Source organism: Streptomyces sp. NPDC093071 (assembly GCF_044754545.1).
In the GTDB taxonomy this organism is placed as follows: Bacteria; Actinomycetota; Actinomycetes; order Streptomycetales; family Streptomycetaceae; genus Streptomyces.
This window is the reverse complement of sequence record NZ_JBIVPH010000012.1, coordinates 44,879-58,256: the sequence shown is the minus strand read 5'-3', so window position 1 is coordinate 58,256 and position 13,378 is coordinate 44,879. Positions and strand designations below refer to the sequence as shown.

Sequence of the window (13,378 nt, the reverse complement as noted above, 5' to 3'; positions counted from 1 at the left end):
GTGCTGTGAGCAACAGCACCGGGCCCCCTCGCGTTAACGACCTCTAACCTTCTCCCATGACTGTGAACCTCGAAGTCGCCGACGGCGTCGGAACGATCCGCCTCGACCGCCCCCCGATGAACGCCCTGGACGTCGCCACCCAGGACCGGCTGCGCGAGCTCGCCCAGGAGGCGACCGACCGCGACGACGTGCGGGCCGTGGTCCTGTACGGCGGCGAGAAGGTGTTCGCGGCCGGCGCGGACATCAAGGAGATGCAGGTCATGGACCACGTGGCCATGGTCAAGCGCTCGCGCGCCCTCCAGGACGCCTTCACCGCCGTCGCGCGCGTTCCCAAGCCGGTCGTCGCCGCGATCACCGGCTACGCGCTCGGCGGCGGCTGCGAGCTGGCGCTCTGCGCCGACTACCGGATCGCCGCCGACAACGCCAAGCTCGGCCAGCCCGAGATCCTGCTCGGCCTGATCCCGGGCGCGGGCGGCACCCAGCGCCTCTCCCGCCTCGTCGGCCCCTCCAAGGCGAAGGACCTCATCTTCACCGGCCGGATGGTGAAGGCGGACGAGGCCCTCTCGCTCGGCCTGGTCGACCGGGTCGTCCCGGCCGCCGAGGTGTACGAGCAGGCGCACGCGTGGGCCGCGAAGCTGGCGCAGGGGCCGGCCGTCGCCCTGCGGGCCGCGAAGGAGGCGATCGACCAGGGCCTGGAGACCGACATCGACACCGGTCTGGCCATCGAGCGCACCTGGTTCGCCGGTCTGTTCGCCACCGAGGACCGCGAGCGCGGGATGCGCAGCTTCGTCGAGGAGGGCCCCGGGAAGGCGAAATTCGGCTGAGCTGACCGAAAGGGAGCCGTCGGGCGTCGGCCAGGTGTCCGTAAGGCACCTCCCCGGGGGCCCGTCGGGGGCCCGTGGGGGGCCGATTCCGGCGGAACGGCCCCCGCGGGCCGTTCCGTCCAGCCATGATGGGGGGCATGGCGGGCCTGGAGGGTAGGGAACAACCACGGCAGCGCGCGAGCGCCGCCGCGGGGCGGTGGCCACTGGCCGCGGATGACGAACAGGCCGCCGAAGCAGTCGAGTTGTACGGGAATCCGGCCGAGGACGACGTCCGGCTGCCGTCCCGCCCCGAGTCCGCGTGGGTGGCCCGCAGGCTCACGCAGCACGTCGTGATGCGCCAGTGGGCGCTGGGGCCCCAGATCGCCGAGCACGCGGTGCTCCTGGTCTCGGAGCTGGTGGGGAACGCGGTCCGGCACACCGGCGCCCGGTCCTTCGCGCTGCGCTTGCAGCGGCGCCGGGGCTCGATCCGGGTCGAGGTGCGCGACCCCTCGCGCGGGCTGCCCTGTCTGATGCCGGTGCACGAGCTGGACACGAGCGGCCGGGGGCTCTTCCTCGTCGACAAGCTGGCGGACCGCTGGGGCGTGGACCTGGCGCCGCGCGGCAAGACGACCTGGTTCGAGATGCGGGTCGCGGACCGCCCCTGAACGCACGGAAGCCCCCGTGCGCCGTGGTGGGGCGTGCGGGGGGCTTCCGTGTGATGCGCCGTGGACGGGGGGGTGTATCCACGGCCGCCGTGTCGACCTGGCCCGGGTCAATGGAGGTCGTGTCATCGACTATGGCAGACAAGTGCGCCATCGCCAAAAGCCCATAGTGGGGCAAAAACGGTCAAACGCCAACACTTTAACTGTGAATCGTTGGTGACATGTGGCACCTGCCTTGTAAACAGTGAATGGCTATGCGGTTCGTTGTGTGTTTCCCGGGCTCGTCCGCATGATGGACACCGGACATGAGCCGCCGAACGTCCCGAATCGGGCCAATGTCCACCAACGGGAAGCACCGCCCCGCGGGCAACCGGGCGGGCGCGGCCGCCGGGGCCGGGGCGGCTAATCTGGCCCCGTCAGACAAGCACCATGAAGGGGCGGAAACAGTGGCGGACATCGAGTCGGCACGCACGGCATTCAACCGGTACGACGTGGACGGGGACGGCTTCATCACCGCCGCTGAGTACAAGAGCGTGATGGCGCAGCTGGGCGACTTCAACGTCACCGAGACGGTCGCCGAGGCGATCATCAAGCAGCGCGACGACAACGGCGACGGCCGGCTGTCGTGGGACGAGTTCTGGTCGCACCTCAGCAAGGCCTGACCCGCCCGCCCGGACGGGCCGCGCGACCCTGCGGTCCGCCACCCGTCCGGGCCCGGCCCCGACCGACGCACGGGAGGACACCGGCCGTGACCGGCGTGGAATTCCTCGCCTCCTTCCTCACCACCGGAGAGCTGTACGGCCTCCGCGTCGGCTCGACGCTCACCGAGGTGGACCGAGCGCTCCGGCACCCCTTCGTCGACGTCGTCGGCGAGGAGGGGGCGTGGCTGCGGCGGGACTACGGGCTCGTCGAGTTCGCCTTCAACCCGGGGACGGGGCCGGGGGCGGAGTGGGTCGCGGCCACCGCGACGGTCTAGCTGCACCGCCTCGCGCCGGACGACGGCCTGGCCCGGTCCTGGGCGCGGAGCACGGGCGTCGGGTTCCCCCGGTACACCTCCTGGGAGGAGCTGCGCGACGCGCTCTCCCGTACGCACGGCGTCCCGGAGCTCACGGTCACCGACCAGGGCGGATTCCTCCGGTACCGGGCCGCGTCCTCGCACGTCTCCGTCCTCGTCGTGGACGACGCGGACGAGGAGCGCGGTGACCGCGTCGGCCACGGCGACGTGTGGAGCCTCGATCTGTGGGCGCCGCTCCGGGCGGGCCGGTGAGGGCCCGCCGCCTCAGCACTCGATGATGTTCACCGCGAGCCCGCCCCGCGCCGTCTCCTTGTACTTGACGCTCATGTCCGCGCCCGTCTCCTTCATGGTCTTGATGACCTTGTCGAGGGAGACCAGGTGGCTGCCGTCGCCGCGCATCGACATCTTCGCGGCCGTGACGGCCTTGACCGCGGCCATGCCGTTGCGTTCGATGCAGGGGATCTGGACCAGGCCGCCGACCGGGTCGCAGGTCAGGCCCAGGTTGTGCTCCATGCCGATCTCGGCGGCGTTCTCCACCTGCTCGGGGGAGCCGCCGAGGACCTCGGCCAGGGCGCCGGCCGCCATCGAGCAGGCCGAGCCGACCTCGCCCTGGCAGCCGACCTCGGCGCCGGAGATCGAGGCGTTCTCCTTGAAGAGCATCCCGACCGCGCCGGCCGCGAGGAGGAAGCGGACCACGCCGTCCTCGTCCGCGCCAGGCACGAAGTTCATGTAGTAGTGCAGGACGGCGGGGATGATGCCGGCCGCGCCGTTCGTCGGGGCGGTGACCACCCGGCCGCCCGCCGCGTTCTCCTCGTTCACCGCCATCGCGTACAGGGTGATCCACTCCATCGAGTGGGCCGCCGGGTTCCCCTCGGAGCGCAGCTTGCGGGCCGAGTTCGCCGCGCGGCGGCGCACCTTCAGGCCGCCGGGCAGGATCCCCTCGCGGGACATGCCGCGCGAGACGCAGGACTGCATGACCCGCCAGATCTCCAGGAGGCCCGCGCGGATCTCGTCCTCGGTCCGCCAGGCCTTCTCGTTCTCCAGCATCATCGCGGAGATCGACAGACCGGTCTCCTTCGCGAGGCGGAGCAGCTCGTCGCCGGTGCGGAAGGGGTACTTCAGAACCGTGTCGTCCGGCACGATCGGGTTCTCGCCGGCCACCGCGTCCTCGTCGACTACGAAGCCGCCGCCCACCGAGTAGTACGTCTTCTCCAGGACGAGCCCGCCCTCCGCGTCGTACGCGAAGACCGTCATGCCGTTGGCGTGGTACGGGAGCGCCTTGCGCCGGTGCAGGATCAGGTCGGCGTCGAAGTCGAAGGGGATCTCGTGCGCGCCGAGCAGGTTGATCCGGCCGCTCGCCTTGATCCGCTCGAACTCCTCGTCCGCGTGCTCGACGTCGACCGTGCGCGGGGAGTTCCCCTCCAGGCCGAGCAGCACCGCCTTGGGGGTGCCGTGGCCGTGGCCGGTCGCGCCCAGCGAGCCGTACAGCTCCGCCCGCACCTTCGCCGTGTGGGCCAGCAGGCCCTCGTTCTTCAGCCGGCGGGCGAACATCCGGGCCGCGCGCATGGGGCCCACCGTGTGGGAGCTCGACGGGCCGATGCCGATCGAGAACAGGTCGAAGACCGAGATGGCCACGGGAGGACTCCTTGTGGGGGCTGGACGTCGTTGTCTGCCGGGGTGGTGCAGAGAGCGAGTGGGGCGGGGGACATGGGTCGGGGCACCGCGCCCGTCGTTCCAGTGTGCGCGGTGCCCCGGATGTCCGTACGAACAAAAGCGTACGAAATTACTACGAGATCACTTCAGGCCGGGGTACAGCGGGTGCTTGTCCGCGAGGGCGGTCACCCGGGCCTTGAGGGCCTCGGCCTTCTCCGCGTCGAAGCCCGGCTTCAGGGTCTCGGCGATGACGTCCGCGACCTCGCGGAAGTCCTCGGCCCCGAAGCCGCGGGTCGCGAGCGCCGGCGTGCCGATGCGCAGGCCCGAGGTGACCATCGGGGGACGCGGGTCGTTCGGGACCGCGTTCCGGTTGACCGTGATGCCGACCTCGTGCAGCCGGTCCTCGGCCTGCTGGCCGTCCAGCTCCGAGTCGCGCAGGTCGACCAGGAGCAGGTGCACGTCCGTGCCGCCGGACAGGACCGAGACGCCGTGGGCGGTCACGTCGTCCTGGACCAGGCGCTCGGCGATGATGCGGGCGCCGTCCAGGGTGCGCTGCTGGCGCTCCTTGAACTCCTCCGAGGCCGCGACCTTGAAGGAGACGGCCTTGGCCGCGATCACGTGCTCCAGGGGGCCGCCCTGGAAGCCCGGGAAGACGGAGGAGTTCAGCTTCTTCGCGAACTCCTTCTTCGCCAGGATGATGCCGCCGCGCGGACCGCCGAGCGTCTTGTGCGTGGTGGAGGTCACCACGTCCGCGTACTCGACCGGGTTCGGGTGCAGACCGGCGGCGACCAGGCCCGCGAAGTGGGCCATGTCGACCCACAGGTAGGCGCCGACCTCGTCCGCGATCCGGCGGAACTCCGCGAAGTCCAGCCGGCGCGGGTACGCCGACCAGCCCGCGATGATCACCTTCGGACGGTGCTCCTTGGCGAGGCTCTCGACCTCGGCCATGTCGACCAGACCGGCCCCGTCCACGTGGTACGCGACCACGTCGAACTGCTTGCCGGAGAAGTTCAGGCGCATCCCGTGGGTGAGGTGGCCGCCGTGCGCCAGGTCCAGGCCCAGGATCGTGTCGCCCGGCTGGGCGATCGCGAAGAGGGCGGCCTGGTTCGCGGAGGCGCCGGAGTGCGGCTGGACGTTGGCGTACTCGGCGCCGAACAGGTCCTTGATCCGGTCGATGGCGATCTGCTCGGCCACGTCGACGTGCTCGCAGCCGCCGTAGTAGCGGCGGCCCGGGTAGCCCTCGGCGTACTTGTTGGTGAGGACGGAGCCCTGGGCCTCCATGACCGCGACCGGAGCGAAGTTCTCCGAGGCGATCATCTCGAGGGTGGACTGCTGACGGCGGAGCTCGGCGTCGACGGCGGCGGCGACGTCGGGGTCCAGCTCGTGGAGGGGGGTGTTCAGAAGCGACATGAATCGATCCCTAAGGGGTCTCGGGCCCGGTCTCAGTTCCCGGCGGAGAACGCGGCGTACTCGTCGGCGGTGAGCAGGTCGTCCGGCTCACCCGCGACGCGCACCTTGAACAGCCAGCCACCCTCGAACGGAGCCGTGTTCACCAGGGACGGGTCGTCCACCACGTCCTGGTTGGCGGCGACGACCTCACCCGACACGGGGGAGTACAGGTCGCTCACGGACTTCGTCGACTCCAGCTCGCCGCAGGTCTCGCCCGCGGTGACGGTGTCGCCGACCTCGGGGAGCTGGGCGTAGACGACGTCACCGAGCGCGTTGGCCGCGAACTCCGTGATGCCGACGGTCGCGACGCCGTCCTCGGCGTCCGACAGCCACTCGTGCTCCTTGGTGTACCGCAGCTGCTGGGGGTTGCTCATGACCTGATTCTCCTGGATCGGGGGAGTGCTGATGAACGTGGGTCTTGCGGGGTGAGACGCGCGGTGGGACGACTTCGTCACTTCTGGCGCTTGTAGAACGGCAGCGCCACGACCTCGTACGGCTCGTGGGTGCCCCGGACGTCCACACCTACACCCTGGGTGCCGGGCTCCGCGTGCGCCGCGTCCACGTAGGCCATCGCGATCGGCTTTCCGAGGGTCGGGGACGGGGCCCCGGAGGTGACCTCGCCGATCACGGCGCCGTCCTTGACGACGGAGAAACCGGCGCGCGGGACCCGGCGGCCCTCGGCGATCAGGCCGACCAGCTTGCGCGGCGGGGCGGTCTCGGCGCGCTCGGCGGCCTTCTCCAGGGCCTCGCGGCCGACGAAACGGCCCTCGTTGGTCGTCTTCTCGAACTTCACGACCCGGCCGAGACCGGCGTCGAAGGGGGTGAGGGAGGTGGTCAGCTCGTGGCCGTACAGCGGCATCCCCGCCTCCAGGCGGAGCGTGTCGCGGCAGGACAGGCCGCAGGGGATCAGGCCGACGCCCTCGCCCGCCGCGGTCAGCGCCTTCCACACGCCCTCGGCGTGCTCCGGCTTCAGGAAGAGCTCGAAGCCGTCCTCGCCGGTGTAGCCGGTGCGGGCGATCAGCGCGGGCACGCCCGCGACCGTGCCCGGCAGGCCGGCGTAGTACTTCAGGCCGTCCAGGTCGGCGTCGGTGACCGCCTTCAGGATGCCGGGGGACTCCGGGCCCTGGACCGCGATCAGGGCGTACGCGTCGCGGTCGTCGCGGACCTCGGCGTCGAAGCCGGCCGCGCGCTCGGTGAGGGTGTCCAGGACGGTCTGGGCGTTGGAGGCGTTGGCGACGACCATGTACTCCGTGTCACCGAGGCGGTAGACGATCAGGTCGTCCAGGATGCCGCCGTCCTCGCGACAGATCATGGTGTACCGGGCGCGGCCGGTGCCCACCGTGGAGATGTTGCCGACCAGGGCGAAGTCGAGCAGCTCGACGGCCTGCGGGCCGGTGACGGTGATCTCGCCCATGTGGGAGAGGTCGAAGAGGCCGGCCCGGGTGCGGACGGCGTTGTGCTCGTCGCGCTCGCTGCCGTACCGCAGCGGCATGTCCCAGCCCGCGAAGTCGGTCATGGTCGCGCCCAGCGAACGATGCAGGGCATCGAGGGCGGTGAGGCGGGGGGCAGAGGTCATGGGGTGGCTCCCGGGTCCCAAGGGCGTTCGGTGACGAAGACATGACGGGCGAGGACGTCCTCCCCATCTGTCATGGAACCTGAGAGGTTCACCGGGGGCATCTCGTCACCGAGATCCCGGCTTGCACCTTGGGTGGGGACACCACGGTGTCCCGCTTTTCAGATCTGCCTCATCCACGCGGTACGGGGCCTGAGAGATTCAAGGGAGGGTCTTGCTCCTTCGGCGCCCGGACGCACTCCGTGGACGAGCCACAGTGCTCCGGAACTCTCCCGCGCGGATTCGAACGGCCGGTATGCGGTTGTACAGGCGACTGTGCGCGCCTGGCGGGCACATCATTGCACGCGGTGTCGGCGCGGCAAATCGCTTGTGCCCCATTACCGTTTCTTTACACTTCTTGGGAAGGGTCTCCTGAGGCCCGGCAGGGGGAGAAGCGATGACGTTCCAGCACACCGGTGCGTATGCGACGAGTACCGGCATACCGTCCCCACGGGCCCGCGCCCGGACCCGGGGACGGGGCCGGCTCCTGCGGGACCTGCGCGAGCGCGGAGACCGGGGCCCCCGCGCCCTCGTCTTCGCGGCCGGAGACCTCGTGGTCGTCTCCGGACTGCCCGGCAGCGGCAAGTCCACCCTCATGCGACGGACCGCCGGGGGCCGGGGCGTCGACTCCCAGGACGCCCGGGAGCGCTGGGAGGCCCGGATGCCCGGCCTCCTGCCGTACGCGGTCTACCGCCCCCTGGTCCGGATCGCGCACTACGCCGGGCTGCGCCGCGCCCTGCGCTCCGGCGCGAGCGTGATCGTGCACGACTGCGGCACCCAGTCCTGGGTGCGCGGCTGGCTCGCCCGCGAGGCCCGCCGCCGGGGGAGCGACCTGCACCTGGTCCTCCTCGACGTCACCCCGGACACCGCCAGGGCCGGGCAGGACGCCCGGGGCCGGGGCGTCTCCGCGTACGCCTTCGCCCGCCACCGGCGTGCCGTCGGCCGGCTGCTGCGGGCCGTCGAGACCGGCCGGCTCCCGCACGGCTGCGCCTCGGCGACCCTGCTCGACCGGGACGCCGCCGACGCCCTCCGGACGATCTCCTTCGGGGAGGCCGCCTGACCCACGGCCCTCCGGCACGGCCCCTCCGGGCCGCTCGTACCCTTCTCTTCTGGCCACGGCGGTGCCGGGGCGGCGTTAGGGTGCTGCCGGGCGGCCGGGTACGGCAGGCCGTGCGGAGAAGGGGAACGGGACCGTGGACGTGACGTGGCCGGGCAACGAGCTCGAAGAGGTGCTCGCCGCCTCGCTCGGCGACCCCGGGGCGGGAGGCCGCCTCCTGGAGGTGCTGGGCCGCAGCCCCGTCTGGGTCCCCCTGCCCAACGGCGGCGGCCCCGACAGCCCCGACCTGGACCTCGCCACCCTGGAGATCGACGGCGCGGCCTACGTTCCCGTCTTCAGCTCCGAGCAGCAGCTCCGGGCCTGCGCCGGCGACCACATGTCCTTCGCCGTCGCCCCCGCCCGCGACTTCGCCCGCGGCCTGCCCCCGCAGCTCGGCATCGCCGTGAACCCCGGCGGCACCGTCGGCGTCCCGCTGCCCCCGCCCGCCGTCGCCGAGCTCTGCCGGGCCGGCCGGACCCCGCTCGACGGGCCCGCGTCCGGCGGCCGCGTCCGGCTCTTCGAGCCCGACTGGCAGGACGACCCCGTCGACTTCCTCGCCGCCGCCTCCGCCGAGTTCGAGGCCACCGGCGTCGTCGCCAGCGCCCGCCGCGCCCTCGCCAGCGTCGAGGGCACCGAACCGGCCCTCTTCATCGGCGTCCAGCTCTCCCACTGGGAGGGCGCCGACCGCACCGCCCCCCTGGACGCCCTCGGCCGGGCCCTCGGCCGCGTCGAGGTCGCCTGGCCGGTCAACCTCATCCTGCTCGACATGGCGCAGGACCCGGTGGGCGACTGGATGGTGGAGCGGGTCCGCCCCTTCTACCAGCGCGCCGCCGTGTGAGCGGCACCCTGTTTAAGCTGAACTGAATTCGACGGAACCGGTTCGACGGAACCGTTCGACGGCCGCACCTGACCCGGTGGCCGTACAGACGTGGTGGACGGAAGAGGGGCGGGACCCAGGGTGAGCGCGTCAGGCACCGCTGCGACCGGTCAGGTCGAGCACATGCTGCGCCAGGTGGCACCCGGACGCTACGACGCGTACGAGCGGCTGCTGCACGCCCTCGCCGACGGCGAGCTCCGGATGCTGCTCTGGCAGGGCACGGCCGGCTCGCCCGACGCCCAGTACGGGAACATGGAGGTCGACGGCTTCGGCTACGCGCCCTGCGTCACCTCCGACCAGGAGCTCGCCGCCTCCGGATGGAACCGCGCCCACGAGCGCGTCACCGGCCGCGAGATCGCCCGTGCCCTCTACCCCGACCGCTGGGGCGTCTGGCTGAATCCGCACGCCCCCGGCGGCGGCGTCGGCATCCCCTGGGCCGACCTGCGCCGGATCGCCACCGGCCTCGACCGGATGCCCGCCGGTCCGCTGCGGGTCACCGAGCCCGCCCTGGAGATCCCGCAGTTCTACGCCCTGATCACGCAGAACGCGCACCGCACCCCGGCCGTCCGGGCGCTGCGCCGCGGCTGGGTGCAGCCCGCGCTCGGCTCCGCGTACCTCGTCATCGGGCTCGACCTGTACGACACCTCCCCGGCGGCCGTCGACACGGTCCGGTCGATGATGCGCCAGTCCATCGGCTCCGTCCCCGACGGGCTGCCCGTCTCGACGGTCGCCCTCTCCGACGCGTACGACCCGGTGGCGCTCTGGCTGCGGGCGAACGCGCGCCCCTTCTACGACCGCGAGGCGCACGCGGGGCGCGGCTCCGCCCCCGCCCCGGGGTACGGATACCCGCCGGCGGCCCCGTCCGGATACTGAGACGGCCCCTTCTTCCCCGGTGGCCCCACCGGCCTCGCTGGAGGCCTTCGTTCGCCCCAATTGAAGAGCTCAAACGCCCAGTTGGGTGACATGTCCGATTGAGGGGAAGAGGGGCCGAGATGGTCCGCTCACACCCGCACGACGTCCGGATAACGGAAGTCGCAGCACCGCATCACGTTTGAGCAAACATTCCCCGTCAGGGCTGGCGGGTGATCACGAGCGCATTGAAGACTCCCCGGAACACCGGGTGTTCAGCTCCTTTTCGAGCAGGTACCCGGCAGGTTGTTCCACCGAGCCGCTACCCGCGGCGGGCAAGGGCCGGCTACCGGCGGCCGAGAGGGGTCCTCACCACGATGACGGCACCACTGCACGAGACCAGTGCGGGCGCGTCGACCGCCACCGTCGACGGCGTGCCCGCCGATCCCGGCACCCCCGGCACCCCCGGCTCCTCCGACAAGGGAATCCAGGGCCGTTCGCCCTGGAAGATCGCCTGGACCCGCCTCAAGCGCGACAAGCTCGCCCTCGCCGGCGCCTGCGTCGTCGTCTTCCTCATCCTGGTCGCGGTCTTCGCGCCGCTCATCGTCGGTCTCCTCGGCCACCCGCCGGACGAGTTCCACGAGGACCAGATCGACCCGCTCTTCGGCACCCCGATCGGCTCCTGGGGCGGCATCAGCTCCGACTTCCTCCTCGGGGTCGAGCCGGTCAACGGCCGCGACGTCTTCAGCCGCATCGTCTACGGCGCCCGGATCTCCCTGCTCGTCGCCTTCCTCGCGGCGGTCTTCGCGGTCCTCCTCGGCACCGTCCTCGGCATCGTCGCGGGCTACTTCGGCGGCTGGATCGACGCGGCCCTCAGCCGGGTCATGGACGTCATGCTCGCCTTCCCGCAGCTGCTCTTCACCATCGCGCTGGTCTCGGTGCTGCCCAACGAGCTCTTCGGCATCGAGGGCTCGGGCGTCCGCATCGGCGCGCTCGTCGTGGTGATCGGCTTCTTCGGTTGGCCGTACGTCGGCCGTATCGTCCGCGGCCAGACCCTCTCGTTGCGCGAGCGCGAGTACGTGGAGGCCGCCCGCAGCCTGGGCGCCGGCCGTCTTTACATCCTCCGCAAGGAGCTGCTGCCCAACCTGGTGGCTCCGATCACGGTCTACGCGACCCTCATGATCCCCACCAACATCCTCACCGAAGCGGCGCTCAGCTTCCTCGGCGCGGGCGTGAAGCCCCCCACCGCCTCCTGGGGACAGATGCTGTCCAAGGCCGTCAACACCTACGAGTCGGACCCCCTGTTCATGGTGATCCCCGGCCTCGCGATCTTCATCACCGTTCTGGCGTTCAACCTCTTCGGCGACGGCGTGCGCGACGCGCTCGACCCGAAGGGCTCCCGCTGACCGTTCGCCGACGATCCGCAAGACCAGCCCCTGCCGCTGTCGACAGGAGGCACATCCCCCTCGGCGGACCGCCGTAACGGCCGCCACTATCCCGGAGGTTGCGAGACCCATGACCTTGATGAGCTCTCAGAGGCGCAGAATCGCCGCGGGCGCGCTGCTCGCAGCGGCCACGATGGTCGTCACCACCGCCTGCGGCGGCGGCAACGGCAGCGGCGGCGGTGACAAGGGCAAGGACGGCCTCGCCTTCAACGGTGGCGTCAACAAGGTCCTCAACGCCTCCGACAAGAAGGGCGGCGAGCTGAAGTTCATCGGCTCGCAGGAGGCCGACTCGTGGGACCCGCAGCGCGGCTACTACGGCTTCGTGTGGGACTTCGCCCGCTACTACACCCGCCAGCTGGTCACCTTCAAGGCCGAGCCGGGCGCCGCCTCCACCGAGCTGGTCTCCGACCTCGCCACCGACACCGGCAAGGTCTCGGCCGACGGCCTGACCTACACCTTCACCCTGAAGGACGGGATCACCTGGGAGGACGGCAAGCCGATCACCTCCAAGGACATCAAGTACGGCATCGAGCGCATCTGGGCGCAGGACGTCATCTCCGGCGGCCCGATCTACCTCCAGCAGGTCCTCGACCCCAAGGGCGAGTACAAGGGCCCGTACAAGGACACCACCCCGGACAAGCTCGGCCTGAAGGCGATCGAGACCCCGGACGACAAGACCATCGTCTTCAAGCTGCCGGTCGCCAACGGCGACTTCCTGCAGATGCTGGCGATGCCCGCGGCCTCCCCGGTCCGCCAGGACAAGGACACCAAGTCCAAGTACGGCCTGAAGCCCTTCTCCTCGGGCCCGTACAAGTGGGATTCGTACACCCCCAACAAGTCGATCAAGCTCGTCCGCAACGACAAGTGGGACGCCAAGACGGACACGATCCGCAAGGCCCTGCCGGACAAGATCAGCGTCACGTTCACCACGAACGCCGACGACATGGACAACCGCCTGATCGAGGGCGAGTACGACCTCGACATCAACGCGACCGGTGTCGGCGCCGCCGCCCGCCAGAAGGTGCTCCAGCAGCACAAGGGCAACATCGACAACCCGCAGACGGGCTTCATCCGCTACGCGGTCTTCCCGCAGACGGTCATCGACAACGTCGAGTGCCGCAAGGCCATCATCTACGCGGCCGACTCCAAGTCCCTCCAGACCGCCCGCGGCGGCCCGCAGGCCGGTGGCGACATCGCCTCCAACATGCTGCCGCCGGCGATCAAGGGCGCCGACCCGAAGGCCGACCCGTACGGCAAGCTCGCGGGCAAGGCGGACGTCGCGAAGGCCAAGGAGGCCCTCGCGAAGTGCGGCAAGCCGAACGGCTTCAAGACCACCATCGCGGTCCGCAACAACAAGCCGATCGAGATCGCCACCGCCGAGTCCCTCCAGCAGTCGCTGAAGGCCGTCGGCATCGAGGCCCAGATCGACCAGTTCGACGGCGCCCAGACCTCGGGCATCATCGGTTCGCCGAAGGTGGTCAAGGAGAAGGGCTACGGCATCATCATCATGGGCTGGGGCGCCGACTTCCCGTCGGGCCAGGGCTTCCTCCAGCCGCTGGTCGACGGCCGCTTCATCCTCCAGAGCGGCAACAACAACTTCTCCGAGCTGAACGACAAGGCCGTCAACGGCCTGTTCGACCAGGCGCTGAAGGAGACCGACCCGGTCAAGGCCGGCGAGCTCTACAAGCAGATCAACACGAAGGTCTCGGAGGCCGCGGTCTACCTGCCCTTCACCCACGAGAAGAACATCATCTGGCGCAGCTCCCGGCTGACCAACGTCTACACGGCGGACGCCTACAACGGCCGCTACGACTACGCGTCGCTCGGCGTCGTCAAGTAATCCGACCCGCTCCACCGGCGCACCACCCGCCGCCAGGTCCGAAGGGCAGGTGATGGCCGAGAACGGCGGCCGGGGCA

The 13,378-nt window shown here is 70.8% G+C and carries 13 protein-coding genes and 1 riboswitch; of the genes, 9 read left to right on the top strand and 4 right to left on the bottom strand.

Annotated elements, in window-relative coordinates:
• The first annotated feature begins 56 nt into the window (after nt 1–56).
• From ACIQD7_RS30620 to ACIQD7_RS30605, 4 genes are all read left to right on the top strand, one after another.
• Nucleotides 57–824: an enoyl-CoA hydratase/isomerase family protein gene (locus ACIQD7_RS30620; protein WP_402445888.1), complete on the top strand. Its 768-nt coding sequence runs from the start codon at nt 57–59 to the stop codon at nt 822–824.
• A 137-nt stretch (nt 825–961) separates the two neighbouring features.
• Nucleotides 962–1,468, top strand: coding sequence for an ATP-binding protein (locus tag ACIQD7_RS30615; RefSeq protein WP_121828756.1), 507 nt, complete (start codon nt 962–964; stop codon nt 1,466–1,468).
• A gap of 443 nt (nt 1,469–1,911) precedes the next feature.
• Entirely contained in the window at nt 1,912–2,127 is a 216-nt protein-coding gene (locus tag ACIQD7_RS30610; RefSeq protein ID WP_121828714.1) for an EF-hand domain-containing protein, read from the top strand.
• A gap of 86 nt (nt 2,128–2,213) precedes the next feature.
• Entirely contained in the window at nt 2,214–2,441 is a 228-nt protein-coding gene (locus ACIQD7_RS30605) for a hypothetical protein (protein WP_402445884.1), read from the top strand.
• Nucleotides 2,442–2,744: 303 nt separating this feature from the next.
• Here the strand turns inward: ACIQD7_RS30605 and ACIQD7_RS30600 are convergent, their stop codons facing one another.
• The 4 genes from ACIQD7_RS30600 to gcvT form a co-directional block, all read right to left on the bottom strand.
• Nucleotides 2,745–4,115 (bottom strand): L-serine ammonia-lyase, encoded by a 1,371-nt coding sequence (locus tag ACIQD7_RS30600; RefSeq protein ID WP_351973247.1) that lies wholly within the window; start codon nt 4,113–4,115, stop codon nt 2,745–2,747.
• A gap of 159 nt (nt 4,116–4,274) precedes the next feature.
• Nucleotides 4,275–5,543, bottom strand: coding sequence for a serine hydroxymethyltransferase (gene glyA, locus ACIQD7_RS30595; protein WP_402445880.1), 1,269 nt, complete (start codon nt 5,541–5,543; stop codon nt 4,275–4,277).
• Nucleotides 5,544–5,575: 32 nt separating this feature from the next.
• Complete coding sequence (gcvH, locus tag ACIQD7_RS30590) at nt 5,576–5,956, bottom strand: glycine cleavage system protein GcvH (protein WP_030218599.1); 381 nt, start codon at nt 5,954–5,956, stop codon at nt 5,576–5,578.
• 77 nt (nt 5,957–6,033) lie between these two features.
• Nucleotides 6,034–7,158 carry a glycine cleavage system aminomethyltransferase GcvT gene (gene gcvT / locus ACIQD7_RS30585; protein ID WP_402445876.1) on the bottom strand — a complete coding sequence of 375 codons (1,125 nt, stop codon included), beginning with the start codon at nt 7,156–7,158 and terminating at the stop codon, nt 6,034–6,036.
• A gap of 168 nt (nt 7,159–7,326) precedes the next feature.
• A riboswitch (glycine riboswitch) is annotated at nt 7,327–7,440 on the bottom strand.
• A gap of 151 nt (nt 7,441–7,591) precedes the next feature.
• Between gcvT and ACIQD7_RS30580 the strand changes: the two genes are divergently transcribed.
• From ACIQD7_RS30580 to ACIQD7_RS30560, 5 genes are all read left to right on the top strand, one after another.
• A complete protein-coding gene (locus ACIQD7_RS30580; RefSeq protein WP_402445874.1) occupies nt 7,592–8,254 on the top strand; it encodes an AAA family ATPase in 663 nt (220 codons plus the stop codon).
• Nucleotides 8,255–8,387: 133 nt separating this feature from the next.
• Nucleotides 8,388–9,128: an enhanced serine sensitivity protein SseB gene (locus ACIQD7_RS30575; RefSeq protein WP_121828709.1), complete on the top strand. Its 741-nt coding sequence runs from the start codon at nt 8,388–8,390 to the stop codon at nt 9,126–9,128.
• Nucleotides 9,129–9,248: 120 nt separating this feature from the next.
• Nucleotides 9,249–10,040, top strand: a complete 792-nt coding sequence (locus ACIQD7_RS30570; RefSeq protein ID WP_402445871.1) for an enhanced serine sensitivity protein SseB C-terminal domain-containing protein — start codon at nt 9,249–9,251, stop codon at nt 10,038–10,040.
• Between the two features lie 353 nt (nt 10,041–10,393).
• Nucleotides 10,394–11,422 (top strand): ABC transporter permease, encoded by a 1,029-nt coding sequence (locus tag ACIQD7_RS30565; RefSeq protein WP_402445868.1) that lies wholly within the window; start codon nt 10,394–10,396, stop codon nt 11,420–11,422.
• A 109-nt stretch (nt 11,423–11,531) separates the two neighbouring features.
• Complete coding sequence (locus tag ACIQD7_RS30560) at nt 11,532–13,301, top strand: ABC transporter substrate-binding protein (protein ID WP_402445866.1); 1,770 nt, start codon at nt 11,532–11,534, stop codon at nt 13,299–13,301.
• The last annotated feature ends 77 nt before the right edge of the window (nt 13,302–13,378 follow it).